This window comes from Streptomyces chlorus (genome assembly GCF_042655885.1).
Classification (GTDB): Bacteria; Actinomycetota; Actinomycetes; order Streptomycetales; family Streptomycetaceae; genus Streptomyces; species Streptomyces chlorus.
In genome coordinates, this window is sequence record NZ_JBHSOA010000025.1 from 476,187 (window position 1) to 497,350 (window position 21,164).

Genomic DNA, 21,164 nt, shown 5'->3' on the forward strand with positions numbered 1-21,164 from the left:
CGTGACGTCGGGACGCTGGGGCTTGTCGGTGGTGTCACGTAGTCTCACAGGTACGGAGCATGAGTGATCCGAGTGGAGGGAGGGGGCCACGTGCTCATCGACACGTACGGCCGGGTGGCCACCGACCTGAGGGTGTCACTGACCGACCGGTGCAATCTGCGGTGCAGCTACTGCATGCCCGAGGAGGGCCTGCAGTGGCTGGCCAAGCCCGACCTGCTGACGGACGACGAGATCGTCCGCCTCGTCGACATCGCCGTCACCTCCCTCGGCATCGAGGAGGTCCGCTTCACCGGCGGTGAGCCCCTCCTCCGCCCCGGCCTGGTCGGCATCGTCGAGCGCGTCGCCGCCCTGGAGCCCCGCCCCCAGATATCCCTCACCACCAACGGCATCGGCCTGCGGCGCACGGCGGTGGCCCTGAAGAAGGCCGGCCTGGACCGGGTCAACGTCTCCCTGGACACGCTCCGCCCGGACGTTTTCAAGACCCTCACCCGCCGCAACCGCCACCAGGACGTGCTCGACGGCCTGTACGCGGCCCGCGAGGCCGGCCTGACCCCGGTGAAGGTCAACTCGGTCCTGATGCCGGGGCTCAACGACGACGAGGCCCCCGACCTGCTCGCCTGGGCCGTGGAACACGACTACGAGCTGCGCTTCATCGAGCAGATGCCGCTGGACGCCCAGCACGGCTGGAAGCGCGACGGCATGATCACCGCCGGCGACATCCTCACCTCCCTGCGCACCCGCTTCGAGCTGACCCCCGAGGGCGACGAGGCCCGCGGCTCGGCCCCGGCCGAGCGCTGGCTGGTCGACGGCGGCCCGCACCGCGTCGGCGTCATCGCTTCCGTCACCCGGCCGTTCTGCGCGGCCTGCGACCGCACCCGCCTCACCGCCGACGGACAGATCCGCACGTGCCTGTTCGCCACCGAGGAGACGGACCTGCGCGCCGCCCTGCGCTCCGACGCCCCCGACGAGGAGATCGCCCGGACCTGGAAGCTGGCGATGTGGGGCAAGAAGGCGGGCGCCGGCCTCGACGACCCGGCCTTCGTCCAGCCCGACCGCCCGATGTCGGCGATCGGCGGCTGAGGTCCGCCGGGAGAACCCGAGGGCCCGCCGGAGCGGCCTCAGGCCCTACACCCCTTCGGGCGCCTCCCACTCCTCGAAGCGCACGACGTCCTTCAGGAACCCGCGCACACCGAGGAACTGCGACAGCTGCTCCCGGTGCTCCTCGCACGCGAGCCAGGTCTTGCGGCGCTCCGGCGTGTGCAGCTTCGGGTTGTTCCAGGCGAGCACCCACACGGCGGCGGCACGGCAGCCCTTCGCGGAACAGATCGGCGTCTCGGGATCAGGGTCCATCACACCGCCGACCCTAACCCGATCGGCGCAGTGCGACGTCCCACACGAAAGGGCGAAAGCGGTTGAAGGGGGCGGGGGAAGAGGTTAGGAAAAAGAGGGAGAAAAGGCGACGCCGAGCAGCCACGGGGGGAGCTGCCCGGCGTCGGTCCGTCGCTCCGACGGGGGATGCGGAGCGCGTACGAAGTATGTCACGGGTCCCCCCGCCCCCGGCACCGGAACAACATGATTGATCTGAGCATTTCTTGAGCTTGGCGGGTTAGTGTCTTCCGCTTACGGCCGGTCATGGTCATGTCCCGAAGGTCATGACGAGTCGGGTCGCTCCGTTCGTACGCCCGGGGTGGGCTCGGGCGCCACATCTTCCGTCCCGGATTCCTCCGGACCGTCATTCGTCCGTGAAGATGTGATCATCGGCCGCATCTGCGGCGTCAGATAAGCCGACGGCAGCGACGGCGCGTTTTCGCGCCCGGCGTTGGCGATCACCACCGCGACGTACGGCAGCACCATGCCGAGAACCAGCGCCACGATTGCGACGGGCCGTTCCACGTTCCAGAGCGTGGCCGCGAGGACGACCGAAATCGTACGAACGATCATCGAGATCACGTACCGGCGCTGCCGCCCGCGCACATCTTCCTGGAGACCCGTTCTGGCGCCGGTGATCCGGAACACCTGGACGCCGCCGTTGCCATGCTGCTTCCACATCGCGTTCCACCATCCGCCCGAATCGGACTCTCCCTGCCTCCGACCGCCCTGTGCCCGGCCGGGACCCGGGCCCGCACGTCACCACGTTACGCCGCGTCCCCACCGCCCACGAGACCGGGGCGCCCGGTCCGTGTCCCCCGTCCGCCCCCGGGCCCGTACCCCGGGGCGCCCGTCCGGCCTGCGCCGCAGTGCGTACGGCACGGCCGACATGCGGTGTAACGAGTCCGGGCCGACACTGGCCGTAACGCTCGCGTCAAGGTGTACCAGGAGGCAGTCATGGGCTGGTTGTGGGCGATCATCGTGGGGTTCGTGCTCGGTCTGATCGCGAAGGCGATCATCCCGGGGAAGCAGCACAGCCCGCTGTGGCTGACCACCATCTGCGGCATCCTCGGCGCCATCGCGGGCAACGCCATCGCGCGGGGCTTCGGGATCGCGGAGACGCCGGGCATCGACTGGGGCCGGCACCTCTTCCAGCTGGTGGCGGCGGTCGTCATCGTCTTCTTCGTCGACATGCTGTACATGCAGATGAAGGGCAAGCGCACCCAGCGGACCTGACGCACGTCGGGCACACCGCGTACGTCGGGCACACCGCGTACGTGTGGGGTACGACGCACCGGGCCCCGGCGACGCAACGACTGAGGGCGGCCTCCAGTGCGTGGGAGGAGACCCCACACTCACCGGAGACCACCCCCCGTACATGTCGTGTGAGGACGTGCACGTGATGCGCCCGAGCGGTGTGCTCAGGCGGCCGTGACCTCCACCGCCGCCAGGTTCTTCTTGCCCCGGCGCAGCACCAGCCAGCGCCCGTGCAGCAGATCCTCCTTCGCGGGGACGGCGTCCTCGGCGGTGACCTTGACGTTGTTCACGTAGGCGCCGCCCTCCTTCACCGTGCGCCGTGCGGCCGACTTGCTGGGTACCAGGCCGACCTCGGCGAACAGGTCGACGACCGGGCCGGGTTCGGCGACCCGGACATGCGGTACCTCCGAGAGGGCCGCCGCCAGCGTCCGCTCGTCCAGCTCCGCCAGCTCGCCCTGGCCGAACAGCGCCTTCGACGCGGCGATCACGGCGGCCGTCTGACCGGCGCCGTGCACCAGCGTCGTCAGCTCCTCCGCCAGGGCACGCTGCGCCGCACGCGCCTGCGGACGCTCCGCCGTCTGCTGCTCCAGCGCCTCCAGCTCCTCGCGGGACGTGAAGGACAGGATACGCAGGTAGGTCGAGATGTCCCGGTCGTCCACATTCAGCCAGAACTGGTAGAACGCGTACGGCGTGGTCATCTCCGGGTCGAGCCAGACGGCGCCGCCCTCGGTCTTGCCGAACTTGGTGCCGTCCGCCTTCGTCATCAGCGGCGTCGCCAGCGCGTGTGCCTCGGCGTCCGGCTCCAGGCGGTGGATCAGGTCGAGCCCGGCCGTGAGGTTGCCCCACTGGTCGCTGCCGCCCTGCTGGAGCGTGCAGCCGTAGCGCCGGTACAGCTGGAGGAAGTCCATGCCCTGCAGGAGCTGGTAGCTGAACTCCGTGTAGCTGATGCCCTCGGAGGACTCCAGCCGCCGTGCGACGGAGTCCTTCGTCAGCATCTTGTTGACGCGGAAGTGCTTGCCGATGTCCCGCAGGAACTCGATCGCGGACAGGTTCTGCGTCCAGTCGAGGTTGTTGACCATCGTGGCCGCGTTCTCGCCCTCGAAGGACAGGAACGGCTCGATCTGGCCCCGCAGCCGGTCCACCCAGCCGGACACCGTCTCCGGGTCGTTCAGCGTGCGCTCCGCCGTCGGGCGGGGGTCGCCGATCTGGCCCGTGGCACCGCCCACCAGCGCCAGCGGCCGGAGCCCGGCCTGCTGGAGCCGGCGCATCGTGAGCACCTGCACCAGATGTCCGACGTGCAGTGACGGCGCGGTCGGGTCGAAGCCGCAATAGAACGTGACAGGACCGTCCGCGATCGCCTTGCGCAAGGCGTCCTCGTCGGTGGACTGGGCGAACAGCCCGCGCCACTTCAGCTCGTCGACGATGTCCGTCACGGTTCTCGCGTCTCCTCGGTACTTCTTCGGTTCGTTGCCGTCCGGGCAGTCGGGTGACAGCCCGGACAGCAACGAGGTTATACGCCCTGACTGACAGAACTCATATTGAAATCGGGGACCCGCAGCGCGGGCATCGCGGCCCGGGTGAACCAGTCGCCCCACTCCCTGGGCAGCGTCTTCTCCGTACGCCCCGCCTCCGTGGCCCGGCCCAGCAGGTCCACCGGCGACTCGTTGAACCGGAAGTTGTTGACCTCGCCGACGACCTCGCCGTTCTCGACGAGGTAGACGCCGTCCCGGGTCAGACCGGTGAGCAGCAGGGTCGCCGGGTCCACCTCGCGGATGTACCACAGGCAGGTCAGCAGCAGGCAGGGCCCACCATGGCCTGAGGCCGCGACCATCTCCTCCAGGGAGCGGTCGCCGCCGCCGTCCAGGATCAGGTTGTCGATCGCCGGCGCCACCGGCAGCCCGCTGAGGGCCGCGCTGTGCCTGCTGGTGGTCAGCCGGTTCAGCTTGCCCTCCCGCACCCAGTCGGTGGCCGCCAGTGGCAGCCCGTTGTCGAACACCGACTGGTCGCCCCCGGAGGAGTGCGCGATCACGAACGGCGCCGACTCCAGGCCCGGCTCGTTCGGGTCGCTGCGCAGGCTCAGCGGCAGTTCGGCCAGCCGCTCACCGACCCGGGTACCGCCGCCCGGCTTGGAGAACACCGTGCGGCCCTCGGTCGCGTCCCGGCCGGAGGCCGACCACAGCTGGTAGATCAGCAGGTCCGCGACGGCGGTCGGCGGCAGCAGCGTCTCGTACCGGCCGGCGGGCAGCTCGAGCCGCCGCTCGGCCCAGCCCAGCCGCACCGCCAGCTCGGCGTCGAGCGCCGCGGGGTCGACGTCCTTGAAGTCCCGGGTGGAGCGGCCCGCCCACGCCGAGCGGGTACGGTCCGGCGACTTGGCGTTGAGCTCCAGCGTCCCGTTGGGCTGGTCGTGCCGCAGCCGCAGGCCCGTGGACGTGCCGAGATAGCTGGACACCAGCTCGTGGTTGGCGAAGCCGTACAGCTCCCGGCCACCGGCACGCGCGCGGGCGAACGCCTCCCCGAGCGCCGGCGCGAAGTCGGCGAACACGGCGGACGAGGTCTCCGCGGGCGCCTCGGTGAAATCGGGAGACCCAGTCGTCCCCGCCACCCCCGTGACCAGCGGCTGGGCGTCCTCGGCGGGACCGGCACCCCGCGCGGCGGCCTCGGCGGCCCGCACCAGAGGCTCCAGTTCCTCGACGGTCACCGCGGACCGGGACACCACGCCGGACGCGGTGCCCTCCACGCCGTCCACGGTGGCGATGACGGTGAGCGTGCGCCCGCGCGTGACACCGTTCGTGGTGAGCGAGTTGCCCGCCCAGCGCAGGTTGGCGGTCGACTGCTCGTCGGCGATCACGACACAGCCGTCGGCCCGGGACAGTGCGAGAGCGCGCTCGACGATCTCGTGCGGCTTGGTGGTACGCGCGCTCATCGACCCGCCTCCTGCGTGGTGTTCAAAATGTTGACGCCCTTGAAGAGGGCGGACGGGCAGCCGTGCGAGACCGCCGCGATCTGCCCCGGCTGGGCCTTGCCGCAGTTGAAGGCGCCCCCGAGGACATACGTCTGCGGGCCGCCGACCGCCGCCATGGAGCCCCAGAAGTCGGTGGTCGTGGCCTGGTAGGCGACGTCCCGCAGCTGCCCCGTGAGCCGCCCGTTCTCGATCCGGTAGAAGCGCTGCCCGGTGAACTGGAAGTTGTACCGCTGCATGTCGATGCTCCAGGACCGGTCACCGACGACATAGATGCCCCGGTCCACGCCCCCGATCAGATCCTCGGTCGACATCCCGGCCGGGTCCGGCCGCAACGACACATTGGCCATGCGCTGCACCGGCACATGCCCGGGGGAGTCCGCGAACGCGCACCCGTTGGACCGCTCGAACCCGGTCAGCCTCGCGATCCGCCGGTCCAGCTGGTAGCCGACCAGCGTGCCGTCCTTCACCAGGTCCCAGGACTGCGCCTCGACGCCCTCGTCGTCGTACCCGACGGTCGCCAGGCCGTGCTCGGCGGTGCGGTCGCCGGTGACGTTCATCGGCTCGGAGCCGTAGCGCAGCGTGCCGAGCTGGTCGAAGGTGGCGAAGGAGGTGCCGGCGTAGGCGGCCTCGTAGCCGAGGGCCCGGTCCAGCTCGGTGGCGTGCCCGATGGACTCGTGGATGGTCAGCCACAGGTTGGACGGGTCCACGACCAGGTCGTACAGGCCCGGCTCGACACTCGGCGCGCGCATCTTCTCGGCCAGCAGCCCGGGAATCCGCTCCAGCTCGTCGTCCCAGTCCCAGCCGGTGCCCGTCAGGTACTCCCAGCCACGCCCGACGGGCGGCGCGAGGGTACGCATGGAGTCGAACTCACCGCTCGACTCGTCGACCGAAACGGCCGTGAACACGGGGTGCAACCGCACCCGCTGCTGAGTGGTGACGGTCCCCGCGGTGTCGGCGTAGAACTTGTTCTCGTGCACGGTGAGCAGCGAGGCGTCCACATGGTCCACCCCGCGCGCCGCCAGCAGCCGCGCGCTCCACTCGGCCAGCAGTCCGGCCTTCACTCCGGCGGGCACGGCGAACGGATCGATCCCGTACGACGACACCCAGGTCCGCTCGGCATGCACCGGCTCGTCCGCGAGCTCGACTCTCTCCTCGGAGCCGGCGGCCCGGATCACCTTGGCGGACAGTTTCGCCATCGCCACGGCCTGCGACGCGACCTTGGCGGCGGCGTCGAGGGTGAGATCCACCCCGGAGGCGAACCCCCACGTCCCGCCGTGCACCACGCGCACCGCGTACCCGAGGTCGGTGGTGTCGGACGACCCGGCGGGCTTGGCGTCCCGCAGCCGCCAGGACGCACTGCGCACCCGCTCCAGCCGGAAATCCGCGTGCTCCGCCCCGAGCGCCCGCGCCCGCGCGAGCGCGGCGTCGGCGAGGGGGCGTAGGGGAAGGGCCAGGAACGTCTGATCAACTTCGTGGGGCACGAGTGGGAATTCCCTTCGAACGCTCGCTGACGGACCGTTTGAGGCAGTGAATCATGCCGCACGGCATCCGGTGCGCTTACCTGTTCGGCGCGCTCCCGGACCCTCGGGCGACTCCCCGTCCCACCCCCGACGAGTATGCCAAGCCCGTCTCCTGGCCGGCGACGAACAGCCCCCACGCACGCGTGCACGCATGCGCGCAGGAACGACCGCCGCCCGAATCGCTCCGGGCGGCGGCCGTCCGCGTCCTGCTGCTGTTCGCCGGTCAGAACTCGCCGGCGAACACCCCCGCCCGGAACGCCGCCCACTCCGACGCCGTGAAGCGCAGCGGCTCCCGCTCCGGGTTCTTCGAATCCCGCACCGCACGGCCGTCACCGGGCAGCACGGCTATCTCGACACAGTCGGAGCGCACCCCTCAAGGAGCCCCGTCAGCACGCTCGGCTTCGTGGAGACCGTACGAACCCTGGACCTCATGGGGCACTTCCCGAAGGCCATGGAGGACCTGGACGCCCGGATCACCGAGATCCTCCTGACCCGCGAGGTGCGCGACGGAGCGGCTTTGCTGGTCGGGCGCCTGAGGACGCCGGACACGATCCATGTGGCCGGCGCACTGTCCTTGCGGGACGACCTGACCGCCCTGGTGACCTACGACCGCAGAATGCTCGAGACCGCTCGTGTCGAAGGTCTGCCCGCTCACGCGCCTGGTATGGCGGACTGAGGACCGGGTCGTTTCTGTAGGGATCCGACAGTGAGTCCCATCGGCCACTGTCGGTGCCCGAATGTCCTCCGGTGCGCCCGGACCGATAGGTTTTCGGTGAAGCCGCCTGCCGTCGCCGCCTGTCATTCAGGTGTTCGGGCGGGGGAACCAGACCGCTATCGAAAGGGTGATCCGTTGAGCCGCTCGGTTCTCGTCACCGGAGGCAACCGGGGCATCGGCCTCGCCATCGCCCGCGCGTTCGCCGACGCCGGCGACAAGGTCGCCATCACATATCGCTCGGGTGAGCCGCCGGCCGCCCTCACGGAGTTGGGCTGCCTCGCCGTCAAGTGCGACATCACCGACTCCGAGCAGGTGGAGCAGGCCTACAAGGAGATCGAGGCCCAGCACGGCCCGGTCGAGGTGCTCGTCGCCAATGCCGGCATCACCAAGGACCAGCTCCTGATGCGCATGTCCGAGGAGGATTTCACCTCGGTCGTGGACACCAACCTCACCGGCACCTTCCGGATCGTCAAGCGTGCCAACCGCGCCATGCTGCGCGCCCGTAAGGGCAGGGTCGTCCTGATCTCCTCGGTGGTGGGCCTGGCCGGCCAGGCGGGACAGGCGAACTACGCCGCGTCCAAGGCCGGTCTGGTCGGCTTCGCGCGCTCCCTCGCCCGTGAACTGGGCTCGCGCAATATCACCTTCAACGTCGTCGCGCCCGGCTTCGTCGACACCGACATGACCAAGGTGCTCACCGACGAGCAGCGGGCGGGCATCGTGTCGCAGGTGCCGCTCGGCCGGTACGCGCAGCCCGAGGAGATCGCCGCCGCGGTGCGGTTCCTCGCCTCGGACGACGCCTCGTACATCACTGGAGCCGTCATTCCCGTTGACGGCGGACTGGGAATGGGTCACTGAACGACATGAGCGGAATTCTCGAGGGCAAGCGCGTCCTGATCACCGGTGTGCTGATGGAGTCCTCCATCGCCTTCCACACGGCCAGACTGGCCCAGGAGCAGGGCGCCGAGATCATCCTGACCGCGTTCCCGCGGCCCACGCTGACCGAGCGCATCGCCAAGAAGCTGCCCAAGCCCACCAAGGTCATCGAGCTCGACGTGACCAACGAGGAGCACCTGGGCCGCCTCGCGGACGTCGTGGGCGAGGAACTCGGCGGCCTCGACGGCGTCGTGCACTCCATCGGCTTCGCGCCGCAGGACGCGCTCGGCGGCAACTTCCTCAACACGCCGTTCGATTCGGTCTCCACGGCCATGCACGTCTCGGCGTTCTCCCTGAAGTCGCTGACCATGGCCTGCCTGCCGCTGATGCAGAACGGCGGTTCCGTCGTCGGCTTCACCTTCGACGCGCAGTACGCCTGGCCGCAGTACGACTGGATGGGTCCGGCCAAGGCCGCCCTGGAGGCGACCAGCCGTTACGTGGCCCGTGACCTGGGCAAGCAGAACATTCGCTGCAACCTGATCTCGGCGGGCCCGATCGGTTCCATGGCCGCCAAGTCCATCCCGGGCTTCGGCGAGCTGGCCTCCGTGTGGGACACCCGTGCCCCGCTGGAGTGGGACCTGAAGGACCCGGAGCCGGCCGGCCGCGGTGCCGTCGCCCTGCTGAGCGACTGGTTCCCGAAGACCACGGGCGAGATCGTCCACGTGGACGGCGGACTGCACGCCGTCGGCGCCTAGGGACACCCGAGATCCTGTCCAGGGCCCGTACCCGTGAGGGTGCGGGCCCTCGGCCATGTCACCCGATCGGCTCAGCAGGGCAGGCGGGGTCCGGCGTCGACAGAGGACTGTGGAGTACGCGTTCACCGCGTGATCCCCCTCCCCAGCACGGCCGAGGAGGTCCTCTTGTGCGCTTCTACCGCCTGGCCTCGATGACCATCACCGTCGCTGCCGGTGTCGGCCTCGTGCCGATCCTGTCGCGCGACGCGATGCCGTACGACGCGATGCCGCACGCGCGCGTGCACCCCGCCGACGCGGGATCGGACGACGCCGGGTCGGACGGTGCGGCGGCCGACGATCCGTTCGGGGCCGCCTGCCGGATCGGGGTCGACGGGTCCTGGGTGACCGCGTACTGCCACAACCCCTACCCGGACACCGATCACGTGCGCCTGCACATCGAATGCGTCCGATGGTGGGACCTCGACAGCGACAGCGCCCCGGTGGCCGCCGGACCCGCGCAGACCGTGCGGCTCGCCGGACGCTGCTGGGATGCGGTCGGGGCGGCGTGGATCAGCCACGGGAAGGCGGGCTGACGCGCCCCGGACGGCACACGAGCGGATAGGCGGCGGCCTCCTCGGCCGCCGTCGCCGCGTCACCCGCGCGGATCGCGTCCAGCAGCCGCGCGTGGTCCATGTGCGTCCGAGGAGTCAGCTCCTGGCCCACGTCGTCGCGCAGCCAGTCCCGCAGGACCTCGCTCAGATCCGCGTACAGCGCGGTCAGCACGTCGTTGTGCGACGCGGCCACGACGGCGAGGTGGAAGGTGGCGTCCGCCGCCACGAACGGTTCCGCCTCACCCGACGCCCAGGCCTCCTCGCGGCGCAGCAGCAGTGTGTCGAGCTGCTTGAGGTCCTTCTCGGTGCGCCGCTGGGCGGCCAGCCGCGCCGCGGACGCCTCCAGGGTGGAGCGCAGTTCCGCGATGTGCCCGGGGTCGGCGTCGGCGAAGCGGCGGTGCATCACACCCGCCAGCTCGCTCGTGGCGACGACATACGTGCCCGAGCCCTGGCGAATGTCCAGCAGCCCGTTGTGCGCCAGCGCGCGGACGGCCTCGCGGACCGTGTTACGGGCCACCCCCAGCTGCTCGACCAGCTCCGGTTCGGTCGGAATGCGGGAGCCGACCGGCCACTCGCCCGAGGTGATCTGGGCGCGCAGAGCGGCGATGACCTGCTCGGACAGTGCGGACCGGCGCGGATGGCTCAGGGGCATGACACACCTTCGCACGACGGAGGCATCGGGCGGCGCTCCAGACATGGACACCAAATCATCCCATGATTCTATGATGGGCCTCATGGTTGGTGAGGAATCCCGGACGGTCACGTCCACGACCGCGCGCACGGCGGCTCCGGCGTCCGACGGCACGGAGTCGCACGGCACGGAGTCCGGCGGGCGGACGACCGGGGGGACCGACGGCCCGGAGACCGGTGGCAGGGAGGCCGGTGACCTGGAGGCCGGGGGATCCGCCACGCGCGCGTGGACGATGCGGCTGCTCGTCGTCGGCATCGTGATGGCGGCGCTGAACCTCCGCCCCGCCATCACCAGCCTCGGCGCACTGTTCGAGGAGGTCCGTACCGGGCTCGGTATGAGTGGCACTGTGGCCGGGCTGCTCACCTCCCTGCCCTCGCTGTGCTTCGCCGTCTTCGGCGTCACCGCCCCGCGTCTGGCCCGCCGCTTCGGACCGGGCGCGGTGGTGTGCGCCGGCCTGGTCGCCATCGGCGCGGGCCTGCTGATACGTCCGTTCACGGGGAGTACGGCGGGCTTCCTGGCGGCCAGTGCCCTCGCGCTCATGGGTATCGCCGTCGGCAACGTCCTGATGCCGGTCATCGTCAAGCAGTGGTTCCCGGACCGGGTCGGTTCCATGACCGGCCTGTACTCCATGGCCCTCGCCCTGGGCACGGCCCTGGCCGCCGCGGTGACCGTGCCGCTGACCGAGGCACTGGGCGGGAGCTGGCAGCCGGGACTCGCCCTGTGGGGGGTGCTCGCCGTGGCCGCCGTAGTGTCCTGGATCCCGTTCGTGGGGGAGCGGGGCAGGGCGCCGGCGGAGCGGACGCGCGCGCGGGAGCGGCGCCTGCCGGAACAGCACGCGGCGAAGGAGGGCGCGCCGGGGGAGGGTGCGTCAGCGGAGCCCGTGTCCGGGGAGCGAACACCCGCACCCGAACTGCGGATCACCCGCAGCCGGACCGCCTGGGCGCTGGCCGTCTTCTTCGGGCTCCAGGCGACCGCCGCCTACATCACCATGGGCTGGATGGCGCAGATCTTCCGGGATGCGGGTGTGCCCGCGACCACGGCCGGACTGTTGCTCGCGCTCACCATGGTGATGGGCGTGCCGCTCGCCTTCGTCATCCCGCGCGTCGCCGCACGGCTGCCCCGGCAGGGCCCGATCGTGGTCGTGCTCGGCATGAGCGGCCTGGCCGGATACGCCGGGCTGTACTTCGCGCCCGCCGCCGGCGCCCTGGCCTGGGTGCTGCTGCTGGGCATCGCCAACTGCGCCTTCCCGCTCGCGCTCACCATGGTCGGGATGCGGGCGAGGTCCGGCACGGGTGTGGCCAAGCTGTCGGCCTTCGCGCAGAGCACCGGCTATCTGATCTCCATCCCGGGTCCCCTCCTGGTGGGCTTCCTCTACCAGCACAGCGGCGGCTGGGGCCTGCCGCTGGCGTTCATGTCCGCCCTGCTGATCCCGCAGATGGCCGCGGGCGTGCTGGCGGGCCGTGCCCGCACGGTGGAGGAAGAGGCGGCGGCCGGCCGCTGAGCCCGCGGCCTTCCGGTTTCCCGCCCGACTACGGTTTCCCACCCGATTCCGGCGGCGCGCACCGCCCCCGGAGCGCGCCGAACGGTCGGCGGGTGCGAGACTTGCCCCATGCCAGTCCTCGACCCGAACCCCCAGAACGGCCAGAAGAAGATGCTGCTCGTCTTCGGCGCGTTCTTCGCCATCTTCATCGTCATCGGCGTGATCGCGAGCATTCTGGCGCCGTGACACCCCCGCCGCCGCCGCCCCGGTCCGGGGCCCATGGTGGTGTTGGCACCCCCATCCCCTAGGGGGCCAGGCTCAGGGTCAAGTGGGTGGGTCACCGGATGGGTTGAGAGCCCGGGAGTACATACCTTCGAGATGTGGCCGCGAGACGCGGACACCGCACCACTCGAAGAGCGGAGGCCCCCATGTCGGCGCGCACGCACACCCGGCCCCACCCGATCCCCCGGGGCGGCGTCGACATCCGGCTGCCGTGGTGGGCCCTCGCCCTGCCCGCACTCGCCTTCGTCACGCTGCTCACCCTGCTCCTGAACCCCGCGGACGCGCACGCGGCGACCGCCGAGCCCGGGATCACCCACCTCATCGAGCGGGCACAGCAGCTCATAGCCCGCTGAGCACCCCGGAAGCGGCCGTCAACTACCTGCGCTTCATGGCCTGTTTCGTGCGAAGCTGGGTCACATGAGCGTCGCAGAACCTCGCAGGATTGTCCTTTTCCGGCATGCGAAGGCCGACTGGCCCCCGGTGACCGACCGTGAGCGCCCGCTCGCCGAGCGCGGCAGGACGGACGCCGCAGTCGCCGGACGCAAGCTCGCCGACTCCGCCATCGCCTTCGATCTGGCCCTGTGCTCCACCGCGACCCGGACCCGGGAGACGTGGAAACTCGCGGTTCACGAGTTTCCGCGGCGACCGAAGACGGTGTATGAGGAGCGGATCTACGAGGCCTCGCCCGGTGAGCTGATCGCCCTGCTGAACGAAACCCCGGACGACGCGCAGAACGTGCTCCTGGTCGGCCACAATCCCGGGGTCCAGGCAGCCGCCGAGATCCTCGCCGGATCGGCCGAGGGGGACGCGGGCGAGCGAATGAGCCGCCGCGGCTATCCGGCAGCCGCGTTCGCCGTGCTGTCCTTCACCGGCTCCTGGAAGTCCCTGGAGCCGGGCGTCGCCACCCTGCTCGACTACTGGGCTCCCAGCGAGTGACCCACACGGCATGACGGCGGGGCCCGGCACCGGCGGCGTGGACCAGGCGCCGGGCCCCGCTCCCGCAAGGGCGCCGGCGGCCGGGAACAGAACGGCCGCGAACAGGACGGCTGTGGACCGGACGGATCGGGTGCGGTACGGCCGGTGTGCCCGCGAACCCTCCGCGTGGCTCAGTCCAGGTCGAGGATGTCCGCCGCCTCGACCTCTTCGCGCGTGATGCCCAGCAGATACAGGACCGTGTCCAGGAAGGGGAAGTTCACGGCCGTGTGAGCGGCCTGACGGACCACCGGCTTGGCGTTGAAGGCGACACCGAGACCCGCCGCGTTGAGCATGTCCAAGTCATTCGCGCCGTCGCCGATCGCCACGGTCTGTGACAACGGAACCCCCGCTTCGGCGGCGAACCGGCGCAGCAGCCGCGCCTTGCCCGCCCGGTCCACGATTTCGCCCGTGACCCTGCCGGTCAGCTTCCCGTCGACGATCTCCAGGGTGTTGGCGTGGGCGAAGTCCAGCGCGAGCCGCTCCTTCAGATCGTCCGTGACCTGGGTGAACCCCCCGGAGACCACACCCACCTGGTAGCCGAGCCGCTTCAGCGTGCGGACCAGGGTACGGGCGCCCGGTGTCAGCCGTACCTCGCTGCGCACCTTGTCCACCACGGAGGCGTCCAGCCCCGCCAGCAACTGCACGCGTGCGTGCAGCGACTGCTCGAAGTCCAGTTCCCCGCGCATCGCCGCCTCGGTCACCTCGGCGACCTTGTCCTGGCACCCGGCATGGGCGGCGAAGAGTTCGATCACCTCGTCCTGGATGAGCGTGGAGTCCACATCCATGACGACCAGGCGCTGGGCGCGCCGGTGCAGTCCGGCCGCGACGACGGCGATATCGACACCGAGCTTCGCCGCATCGGTCACCAGGGCGGTGCGCAGCGGCTCCGTCTCCGTGCCGGACACCGCGAACTCCACCGCGGTCACCGGGTACTTGGCGAGCCGGAAGATACGGTCGATGTTGGCGCCGGACCGGGTGATCCGCGCGGCGATCGCCGCCGCCGTCTCGGCGGTGAGCGGATGGCCCAGCACGGTGACCAGGGAACGGCCGAGCCCGCGCGGACGGTTGTCGCCGATGCCGGAGATGATCTCCGCCTGCAGTTTCATGGACTCCGCCCAGCTGTGGACGGTCGCCCGCAGATTGCCCTCCAGGCCCTGCGACGGCTCGGTCACGAGCGCGCACAGCACGATGCGGCCACGGGTGACGACCTGCTCGATGTCGACCACATCGACGGAGTAGGCGGCGAGAGTGTCGAAGAGACCGGCTGTGATGCCCGGCCTGTCCTTGCCGAAGATCTTGACAAGGAGCGTGGGAACGTCCGAGGTCTGCGATGCGCTCATGGTGTTCCCACCGTATCCGGCACGCAGTGCCCCGCGCGCCCGAGGTCCGTCTGGCGGACAGTGAACTCTCGGCTTCACGGAGGTGTCCCGGACCTTACGTGCCCCGGGTGCCGCCCCCTCACTGCGCCTCCCTCACCGTCCGCCGCCGGGCCTGCGCGGCGCCGGGGGAGGAGGCGGCGGGGGCGGTGGCCCCTCGTCCGGCCACAACGGCGACCGCCTCCCGGCCGACGGCCCGGAACCGCGCCCGGGGTCCCGCCCGGACCCGCCACCTCCGGACCGCCCGCCTCGGGGCCGGCCATGCGGAGGCGGTTCGACGGGACGGATCACGGTAGGAGCGTCGGAGATGTCGCCCGCGCCCGGCTCGCCGATGTCGCCCATGCCCGGCTCGCCCGCGCCAGGCTCGCCCGGCCCGACGCCGTCCCGGGGAGACTCGTCCGCCGTTCGGCCGGGCGGCCGTATGTCACCGAGTGCCAGTGGCGGGCCGGGCCGTTGCCGCCCCTCCCCGGGCGGGCGCGCGTCCTGCGGTCCCCACAGCTCCTCGGGCACGATCAGATACGGGTTGGTGCCTGGATTCGGTGGCCGATACGGCACCCCCGGCGCATACGGCCCGACTCCCGCCCCGGACGACGGCCCGCCCTCCGGAGGGCCGAAAGCCCCGGCACCCCGTACGGCCTCCGTACTGTCGGCGCCCGCCGCACCCGCCGCGCCCTTCCGGGCCCGGGCACCTTCCCGGGCCGAGACCGCCGCTTGGGCCAGCGGTGCCGGCCGCCGTCCCGCGGCCCCGCTCGCCCACGCCAGCAGTGCCCCCGTGGCACCCGCGCCCGCACCCCAGACGGCACCCAGGAGCAGCGCCATGCCGAGGCTCCCGCGCAGCTCGATGCCCGCGCCGAACGCGTCGAAGCCGAGCACGGACAGCGAGGCGTTCGCCGACACCTCCGTCAGCCAGGACAGCAGAGGCAGGGCCACCGCCGTCGTGACCCCCAGCCGCAGCGCACACCGCCCGGCGAACCCCGCGGCACCCCCTTCCCGTACGGCACCCGCACCACCGGTGCCGCGCGCACCCGGCACCCCGCCACCCGGATCACCCGGATCACCCGGACCGGCCGCCACCTCCAGCGGCGTCCGTACCGCGACCAGCACACCGGCCAGCAGCATCATCACCGCGGCCGCCACCCCCAGCAGCCACACCCGCCCGTCGAGCTCGGCCAGCCGGGCCAGCGTGACCGGCCGACCGGAGCTCATGCGCAGCAGGTCGTCCACGGGGTGCGGCAGAACACCGAGCAGCGCACCCGTCGCCCGCCCGTCCCAGGGCACGAACAGTCCGATCGGGACGCCGAGCCACACCCCGTTCGGCGTGCCCAGCAGAGCCGCTCCGGCGATCCGCCGGGGATGGTCGTCGCCGATCGCCGCGTACCCCGCCGCCGCGAGCCCCGCCGCCACCGCCACCAACCCCACCATGACCAGGGCGGACACGGCGGGCCGTACGACCCGGTGCACGGCGTCCCAGCCGCGCGGCAGCGGAGTGCGCCGGGACGCCAGCAACGCGACGGCCAGGACGCCGGCCGACCAGACCAGGCCGCCGAGCACCGTCGGCACCGTGTCGACGGTGAACCCGACCGACGCCTGAGCCCCGACGAGGTCACCGACCCGGTCCGGCAGCAGACCCTCGAGGTCCCCGAGGTCCCCCAGCCCCGGAATCTCCAGCCCGCCGCCTCCACCGCCCGGCAGGTCGTCCAGCCCCAGCGCGCCCCCGTCGATCGTCACGACGTCGTGGCCCGCCCACACCAGCCCGCCCGACATCCCCACGAAGAGCGCTACGACCGTGCCCGCGCGGGCGACAAGTTCGGCTGGTGACAACACGGCGCCCGCGGCCCGCAGGGACCGTAGGAAGAAATACGACAACAGCAGCGCACCGACCAGACTCACCCCCAGTGGCGTGATCTCGACAGCCGTACTCGCCTCCGCGCCCGACAGCCCGAACGCCGACACGTCGCCGGACGGGGTGACCGAGCCGCCGGCCGCCAGCGCCACCACCGCGGCCGTCATCGGCCCCAGCGAACCCGCCGAGTCCGCGTCCAGCAGACGCAGTCCGATCGCCGCCGTCCCCGCCATCCCGATCAGCGCCCAACTCACCCCGGCGACCGCGGACATCACGACGTCCACCCACGGCACACGCGTGCCGTGCCCCGTGGTACCGACGCCCGTGGCAGCACTCATGGCAGACCCCCCGATCCGATCCGCTCCGCGGCGAGGTGGCCGCGCATGTCCCCCTCGCGTGGTTTACCACTCTCCGGCCCGGTTTCAACACCGTCAACGGCGGCACTTGAAGCGTCGGGCGCCCGCTTCGCAAGGCCCGACTTTCAGTCGGAGGGCCGAGCCTGAAATAGTTCCCCCCGATGTTCGACATCCCTAGACTCCCTGCGATGGGGGAAATTCGGGGGACAACTCAGTGGGGCATGGAGTGCCGGAACTCGTACTGGAATCAAACGGACGGACCTGGACGCTCGATCCGTCCAGGTCGTACACCCTGGGGCGTGATCCGCAGGGGGACGTCGTGGTGGACGATGCCAGGGTGTCCTGGCGTCACGCCACGATCAGCTTCAACGGCCGCAATTGGGTCGTCATGGACCATGGCAGCACCAACGGCACGTTCGCGCAGGGCCAGCGGATCCATCATCTGGAGATCAGCTCCGACACGGCGCTGAACCTGGGCAACGCGAACGACGGGCCGCGCGTGACGCTTTCCGGCGCCGCGGCCCCGGCCGCCTCGCCGCAGGCACAGCCGCAGCCGCAGCAGCCGTATGCCGCGCAGGGGGTGCAGGGGGCCACCCCGGGCTGGGTCCAGGAGGGGCAGCAGCAGGCGCAGGCCCAGGGCGGCCGGCAGCAGCAACCGCCGCAGCAGCCCGGGTCGTACCAGTCCGCGCCGCAGCAGTCCGCGCCGTACGTTCCGCAGCAGCAGGGCCCCGGGGGCGCCGCGGGGGCGGCGCCGATGTACGGCGACCGCAGTCCGACCACGTTCCACCAGTTCTCGCTCGGCCGCGTGATGCGGATCGGCCGTGCCCTGGAGAACGACCTGGTCGTCTCCGACCTGCAGGTCTCCCGCAACCACGCCGAGTTCCACTCGACGCCCGACGGTCGCATGGAGATCCGCGACCTGGGCTCGCACAACGGCACCTACGTCAACGGTATGCCGATCGCCAAGGGCGGGACGCAGCTGCTCGGCCCGGCCGACATCGTCGGCGTCGGCCACTCGACGTTCCGGATCGTCGGTGACCGGCTCGAGGAGTTCGTCGACACCGGTGAGGTGTCCTTCTCCGCCCGGCACCTGACCGTCACGGTCGACGGCGGCAAGCAGATCCTCAAGGACGTCTCCTTCGGTGTGCCCGAGAAGTCGCTGATCGCGGTCATCGGCCCGTCCGGCTCCGGCAAGTCGACCCTGCTCAAGGCGCTCACCGGCTACCGGCCCGCCGACCGGGGCGAGGTCCTCTACGACAACCGGAACCTTTACAAGCAGTTCGCCGAGCTGCGCCAGCGCATCGGTCTGGTCCCGCAGGACGACATCCTGCACAAGGAGCTGACCGTCAAGAAGGCCCTCAAGTACGCGGCCAAGCTCCGCTTCCCGGCCGACACCACGGCCGCCGAGCGCGATGCCCGCATCGACGAGGTGCTGCGCGAGCTGAAGCTCGACATCCACAAGGACAAGAAGGTCACGTCCCTCTCCGGCGGCCAGCGCAAGCGGGTCTCGGTGGCACTGGAGCTGCTCACCAAGCCGTCGCTGATCTTCCTGGACGAGCCGACCTCGGGCCTCGACCCGGGCATGGACCGCGATGTCATGCAGTTGCTGCGCGGACTGGCCGACGACGGGCGCACCGTCCTCGTCGTCACCCACTCCGTGGCCGAGCTGGCGATCTGCGACAAGCTCCTGGTGATGGCGCCCGGTGGCTCGGTCGCCTACTTCGGCCCGCCCGACGAGGCGCTGAACTTCTTCGGCTACGACACCTGGGCCGACGTCTTCTCCGCATTCGAGAACTACCGCGACTACGACTGGGCGGGCCGCTGGAAGGGCTCGCAGCACTACCAGATGTACGCCGCGGACATCGACGCGGTCGCGCCGCAGTCCGTACAGGTCCCTCAGATGCAGGCGATGCGGCCACCGAAGCCGCAGGGCTGGATGTCGCAGTTCGTCACACTGGTACGCCGCTACGTCTCGGTGATCGTCTCCGACAAGGGCTTCCTCGCCCTGACGGTGATCCTGCCGGCCGTTCTCGGCGCGGTCAGCCTGCTCATCGACGCCGACAGGGGGCTGCTGCCGAACGAGCCCAACCAGGCCGGCCGGATCGTCCCGAACGGCACGGCGACCACGGTCCTGCTGATCCTCGCGGTCGGCGCCTGCTTCGCCGGCGCCGCGAACTCCGTACGTGAGCTGATCAAGGAACGGGTCATCTACGAGCGGGAACGCGCGACCGGCCTGTCCCGCTCGGCGTATCTGATGTCCAAGGTGTTCGTGCTCGGCATGGTCACCGTGCTGCAGGGCCTGATGGTCGGCGTCATCGGTTTCTCCAGCCGGGAGATCCCCGAGGAGGGGCTGGTCCTCGGCGGCTTCACCCTGCTCGAGCTGTCCATCCCGATCATGGCGCTGGGCTTCACCTCGATGATGTTCGGCCTGATCATCTCCGCGCTGGTGAAGACCGCCGAGAAGACCATGCCGCTGCTGGTGATGTTCGCGATCATCCAGGTCGTGTTCACCGGTTGCCTGTTCGCGCTGCACGGCGCGGTCGGCGTCAACCAGTTCTCGTTCCTGATGCCGTCGCGCTGGGCGGTCGCCGCCGCCGGTGCCACGCTGGACTTCAACAGGATCAGCCCGCCGGAGACGCCGGGCGACCTCGATCCGCTGTGGGAGCACACGGCCGGGACCTGGCTCATGGACATGGGCGCGCTCATCGCCCTCGGCGTGATCTGCGGCTTCTTCGTGGCCCGCTTCCTGCGCCGGCACGAACCCGAGGTCATGCGCAAGTGACCGGTGCGGTGCCGCGCGGGCGATGACCCGCGCGGTGACCCCGCCCTACGCACGCCGTACGCACGGCGAAGGGCGGCACCCTGTCAGCAGGGGGTGCCGCCCTTCGGCGTACGTGTTCGCGAGAAGAGGTCCGCGCCGACCTCAGTACGCGCTGTTGACGTTGTCGATGGTGCCGTAGCGGTCGGCCGCGTAGTTGGCGGCGGCGGTGATGTTGGCGATCGGGTCGTAGATGTTCCAGGACGTGCCGGGCACGTGGTAAGCCTGGAAGGTCGGCGGGATCACCTGGAGCAGGCCCTTGGACGGGATGCCGTTGATGGCATTGATGTCCCAGTCGTTGATCGCGTTCGGGTTGCCCGAGGACTCCCGGATGATGTTCTTGTGCAGGCCGTGGTACGAGCCCGGGATGCCCTTGGCCTCCATGATGTCCAGCGACTCACGGATCCAGCCGTCGAGGTTGTTGGCGTAGCTCTTCTGGGCGGGCTTGCCGGCGTCGGCGCGCTTGCCGGTCTCGCCGCGCTCGCCACCCCAGTGGCGGTCGCCGGAGCGGCTGGCCGCTTCCTGGGTCTGGCGCTCCCGCTCGGCCTTCTTCTTGGCGTCGGCCGCGTCGGCCTGCTTCTTCTTCACGGCGGCCGCGTCCGCCTGCTTCTTGGCCGCGGCGTCGGTGGCGGCCTGCTTCTTCGCCGCGATCAGCTCGGTCTTCACACCGGCGCCGGCCATCTGGTCGGTGACGGTGCCCTTGACGTCCTTGATCGGCTCGGTGCTGTACGAGATCCGCGCGGCGGGGACCGCCTCGCTCGTGGTGGTCGTCGACGCGTCGCTCGGCGTGGCCGAGAAGCCGATGGCGGCGACACCGAGGGCGGCGACACCGGCGACGGCGATCTTGTGACGGCGGTTCAACGCACGGACATGACCACGGGTGAGGAAGTTCTTCGACATGAGTAGGAGACCTCTTCGACTAGCGCGGAGGTCGCTCAACGTCCGGCGGGGACAGTGGTTCTTCCGGCACGAACGCCGTGGGGGGACACCCCACGGCGCTGAGCGACGGGAGCCATTCTTAGCGGCCGCAAAATGGCGGGGCAAAGGTGTGACGTACGAAGGCGGATAGTGGATCAGGGTAGGGCATGAGGGGCGAAACGGACTATCCGCCCCGCCGGGATGCCTGTTTCCTCTCTCCTATTCACCTTCGTACGTGATGTGCGTCCTATGCCTGGCCTCACACCGGGCACCCGCAATCCTCACGGTGAGTTGCTGAAGCAAGCCGCTCAGTGAGAGGTCTCGGCCGGTGTTCCGGCAGGCGTCGGAGGGCTTCCGGTAGGCCGAGGTCCTACGACCTCCGGTC

The 21,164-nt window shown here is 70.7% G+C and carries 21 protein-coding genes; 11 read left to right on the forward strand and 10 right to left on the reverse strand.

Annotation, left to right across the window (positions count from 1 at the left end):
- The first annotated feature begins 90 nt into the window (after window positions 1-90).
- The gene (gene moaA / locus ACFPZI_RS13755) at window positions 91-1,080 is read left to right on the forward strand and encodes a GTP 3',8-cyclase MoaA (RefSeq protein ID WP_381362836.1); all 990 of its coding nucleotides are present in this window, start codon (window positions 91-93) and stop codon (window positions 1,078-1,080) included.
- A gap of 45 nt (window positions 1,081-1,125) precedes the next feature.
- Here the strand turns inward: moaA and ACFPZI_RS13760 are convergent, their stop codons facing one another.
- Window positions 1,126-1,350, reverse strand: a complete 225-nt coding sequence (locus ACFPZI_RS13760) for a hypothetical protein (RefSeq protein ID WP_381362839.1) — start codon at window positions 1,348-1,350, stop codon at window positions 1,126-1,128.
- 300 nt (window positions 1,351-1,650) lie between these two features.
- Window positions 1,651-2,049 carry a DUF3099 domain-containing protein gene (locus tag ACFPZI_RS13765; protein WP_381362842.1) on the reverse strand — a complete coding sequence of 133 codons (399 nt, stop codon included), beginning with the start codon at window positions 2,047-2,049 and terminating at the stop codon, window positions 1,651-1,653.
- Window positions 2,050-2,325: 276 nt separating this feature from the next.
- Here ACFPZI_RS13765 and ACFPZI_RS13770 point away from each other — a divergent pair, with 276 nt between their 5' ends.
- Complete coding sequence (locus ACFPZI_RS13770) at window positions 2,326-2,604, forward strand: GlsB/YeaQ/YmgE family stress response membrane protein (protein ID WP_381362845.1); 279 nt, start codon at window positions 2,326-2,328, stop codon at window positions 2,602-2,604.
- A 185-nt stretch (window positions 2,605-2,789) separates the two neighbouring features.
- Here ACFPZI_RS13770 and tyrS read toward each other — a convergent pair whose 3' ends face one another.
- From tyrS to ACFPZI_RS13790, 4 genes are all read right to left on the reverse strand, one after another.
- Window positions 2,790-4,058 carry a tyrosine--tRNA ligase gene (gene tyrS, locus ACFPZI_RS13775; RefSeq protein ID WP_381362847.1) on the reverse strand — a complete coding sequence of 423 codons (1,269 nt, stop codon included), beginning with the start codon at window positions 4,056-4,058 and terminating at the stop codon, window positions 2,790-2,792.
- Window positions 4,059-4,135: 77 nt separating this feature from the next.
- Window positions 4,136-5,548: a metallopeptidase TldD-related protein gene (locus tag ACFPZI_RS13780; RefSeq protein ID WP_381362850.1), complete on the reverse strand. Its 1,413-nt coding sequence runs from the start codon at window positions 5,546-5,548 to the stop codon at window positions 4,136-4,138.
- Complete coding sequence (locus ACFPZI_RS13785; protein WP_381362853.1) at window positions 5,545-7,068, reverse strand: TldD/PmbA family protein; 1,524 nt, start codon at window positions 7,066-7,068, stop codon at window positions 5,545-5,547. Before ACFPZI_RS13785 ends, ACFPZI_RS13780 begins: the two co-directional genes overlap by 4 nt.
- Before the next feature lie 262 nt (window positions 7,069-7,330).
- Entirely contained in the window at window positions 7,331-7,477 is a 147-nt protein-coding gene (locus ACFPZI_RS13790; protein WP_381362855.1) for a DUF397 domain-containing protein, read from the reverse strand.
- A 33-nt stretch (window positions 7,478-7,510) separates the two neighbouring features.
- Here ACFPZI_RS13790 and ACFPZI_RS13795 point away from each other — a divergent pair, with 33 nt between their 5' ends.
- The 4 genes from ACFPZI_RS13795 to ACFPZI_RS13810 all read left to right on the forward strand — a co-directional run bounded on the left by ACFPZI_RS13795 (window position 7,511) and on the right by ACFPZI_RS13810 (window position 10,022).
- Window positions 7,511-7,783, forward strand: coding sequence for a PIN domain-containing protein (locus ACFPZI_RS13795; RefSeq protein ID WP_381362858.1), 273 nt, complete (start codon window positions 7,511-7,513; stop codon window positions 7,781-7,783).
- 174 nt (window positions 7,784-7,957) lie between these two features.
- Complete coding sequence (gene fabG, locus ACFPZI_RS13800) at window positions 7,958-8,677, forward strand: 3-oxoacyl-[acyl-carrier-protein] reductase (RefSeq protein WP_381362861.1); 720 nt, start codon at window positions 7,958-7,960, stop codon at window positions 8,675-8,677.
- 5 nt (window positions 8,678-8,682) lie between these two features.
- Window positions 8,683-9,450 (forward strand): enoyl-ACP reductase FabI, encoded by a 768-nt coding sequence (gene fabI / locus ACFPZI_RS13805; RefSeq protein WP_381362864.1) that lies wholly within the window; start codon window positions 8,683-8,685, stop codon window positions 9,448-9,450.
- Window positions 9,451-9,641: 191 nt separating this feature from the next.
- The gene (locus ACFPZI_RS13810; RefSeq protein WP_381362962.1) at window positions 9,642-10,022 is read left to right on the forward strand and encodes a hypothetical protein; all 381 of its coding nucleotides are present in this window, start codon (window positions 9,642-9,644) and stop codon (window positions 10,020-10,022) included.
- Here the strand turns inward: ACFPZI_RS13810 and ACFPZI_RS13815 are convergent.
- Entirely contained in the window at window positions 10,000-10,692 is a 693-nt protein-coding gene (locus ACFPZI_RS13815; protein WP_381362867.1) for a FadR/GntR family transcriptional regulator, read from the reverse strand. The two genes, ACFPZI_RS13810 and ACFPZI_RS13815, sit on opposite strands and share 23 nt — an antisense overlap.
- 70 nt (window positions 10,693-10,762) lie before the next feature.
- On the opposite strand from ACFPZI_RS13815, the gene ACFPZI_RS13820 reads away from it, so the two are divergent.
- The 4 genes from ACFPZI_RS13820 to ACFPZI_RS13835 all read left to right on the forward strand — a co-directional run bounded on the left by ACFPZI_RS13820 (window position 10,763) and on the right by ACFPZI_RS13835 (window position 13,429).
- A complete protein-coding gene (locus ACFPZI_RS13820) occupies window positions 10,763-12,232 on the forward strand; it encodes a CynX/NimT family MFS transporter (RefSeq protein WP_381362870.1) in 1,470 nt (489 codons plus the stop codon).
- A 108-nt stretch (window positions 12,233-12,340) separates the two neighbouring features.
- On the forward strand, window positions 12,341-12,457 hold the full coding sequence (locus ACFPZI_RS13825) for an SGM_5486 family transporter-associated protein (RefSeq protein WP_095534108.1): 117 nt from the start codon (window positions 12,341-12,343) through the stop codon (window positions 12,455-12,457).
- Window positions 12,458-12,639: 182 nt separating this feature from the next.
- The gene (locus ACFPZI_RS13830; RefSeq protein WP_381362873.1) at window positions 12,640-12,846 is read left to right on the forward strand and encodes a hypothetical protein; all 207 of its coding nucleotides are present in this window, start codon (window positions 12,640-12,642) and stop codon (window positions 12,844-12,846) included.
- A gap of 64 nt (window positions 12,847-12,910) precedes the next feature.
- A complete protein-coding gene (locus ACFPZI_RS13835; RefSeq protein WP_381362876.1) occupies window positions 12,911-13,429 on the forward strand; it encodes a SixA phosphatase family protein in 519 nt (172 codons plus the stop codon).
- A 170-nt stretch (window positions 13,430-13,599) separates the two neighbouring features.
- Here ACFPZI_RS13835 and serB read toward each other — a convergent pair whose 3' ends face one another.
- Both serB and ACFPZI_RS13845 read right to left on the reverse strand, forming a co-directional pair.
- Window positions 13,600-14,808 (reverse strand): phosphoserine phosphatase SerB, encoded by a 1,209-nt coding sequence (gene serB, locus ACFPZI_RS13840; protein WP_381362879.1) that lies wholly within the window; start codon window positions 14,806-14,808, stop codon window positions 13,600-13,602.
- Window positions 14,809-14,940: 132 nt separating this feature from the next.
- Window positions 14,941-17,025 carry a streptophobe family protein gene (locus tag ACFPZI_RS13845; RefSeq protein WP_381362882.1) on the reverse strand — a complete coding sequence of 695 codons (2,085 nt, stop codon included), beginning with the start codon at window positions 17,023-17,025 and terminating at the stop codon, window positions 14,941-14,943.
- A gap of 244 nt (window positions 17,026-17,269) precedes the next feature.
- Here ACFPZI_RS13845 and ACFPZI_RS13850 point away from each other — a divergent pair, with 244 nt between their 5' ends.
- Complete coding sequence (locus tag ACFPZI_RS13850) at window positions 17,270-19,825, forward strand: ABC transporter ATP-binding protein/permease (RefSeq protein WP_381362964.1); 2,556 nt, start codon at window positions 17,270-17,272, stop codon at window positions 19,823-19,825.
- A 141-nt stretch (window positions 19,826-19,966) separates the two neighbouring features.
- Here the strand turns inward: ACFPZI_RS13850 and ACFPZI_RS13855 are convergent, their stop codons facing one another.
- A complete protein-coding gene (locus ACFPZI_RS13855; protein ID WP_381362885.1) occupies window positions 19,967-20,761 on the reverse strand; it encodes a transglycosylase SLT domain-containing protein in 795 nt (264 codons plus the stop codon).
- Window positions 20,762-21,164 lie beyond the last annotated feature (403 nt).

Bases quoted from the DNA above. Each gene is read 5' to 3' on its own strand.
- ACFPZI_RS13810 (WP_381362962.1), top strand. From the start codon at position 9,642: ATGACCATCACCGTCGCTGCCGGTGTCGGCCTCGTGCCGATCCTGTCG.
- fabI (WP_381362864.1), top strand. From the start codon at position 8,683: ATGAGCGGAATTCTCGAGGGCAAGCGCGTCCTGATCACCGGTGTGCTG.
- ACFPZI_RS13835 (WP_381362876.1), top strand. From the start codon at position 12,911: ATGAGCGTCGCAGAACCTCGCAGGATTGTCCTTTTCCGGCATGCGAAG.
- ACFPZI_RS13765 (WP_381362842.1), bottom strand. From the start codon at position 2,049: ATGTGGAAGCAGCATGGCAACGGCGGCGTCCAGGTGTTCCGGATCACC.
- ACFPZI_RS13855 (WP_381362885.1), bottom strand. From the start codon at position 20,761: ATGTCGAAGAACTTCCTCACCCGTGGTCATGTCCGTGCGTTGAACCGC.
- ACFPZI_RS13760 (WP_381362839.1), bottom strand. From the start codon at position 1,350: ATGGACCCTGATCCCGAGACGCCGATCTGTTCCGCGAAGGGCTGCCGT.
- ACFPZI_RS13820 (WP_381362870.1), top strand. From the start codon at position 10,763: ATGATGGGCCTCATGGTTGGTGAGGAATCCCGGACGGTCACGTCCACG.
- ACFPZI_RS13845 (WP_381362882.1), bottom strand. From the start codon at position 17,025: ATGAGTGCTGCCACGGGCGTCGGTACCACGGGGCACGGCACGCGTGTG.
- ACFPZI_RS13825 (WP_095534108.1), top strand. From the start codon at position 12,341: ATGCCAGTCCTCGACCCGAACCCCCAGAACGGCCAGAAGAAGATGCTG.
- ACFPZI_RS13780 (WP_381362850.1), bottom strand. From the start codon at position 5,548: ATGAGCGCGCGTACCACCAAGCCGCACGAGATCGTCGAGCGCGCTCTC.
- ACFPZI_RS13815 (WP_381362867.1), bottom strand. From the start codon at position 10,692: ATGCCCCTGAGCCATCCGCGCCGGTCCGCACTGTCCGAGCAGGTCATC.
- ACFPZI_RS13770 (WP_381362845.1), top strand. From the start codon at position 2,326: ATGGGCTGGTTGTGGGCGATCATCGTGGGGTTCGTGCTCGGTCTGATC.
- ACFPZI_RS13830 (WP_381362873.1), top strand. From the start codon at position 12,640: ATGTCGGCGCGCACGCACACCCGGCCCCACCCGATCCCCCGGGGCGGC.
- serB (WP_381362879.1), bottom strand. From the start codon at position 14,808: ATGAGCGCATCGCAGACCTCGGACGTTCCCACGCTCCTTGTCAAGATC.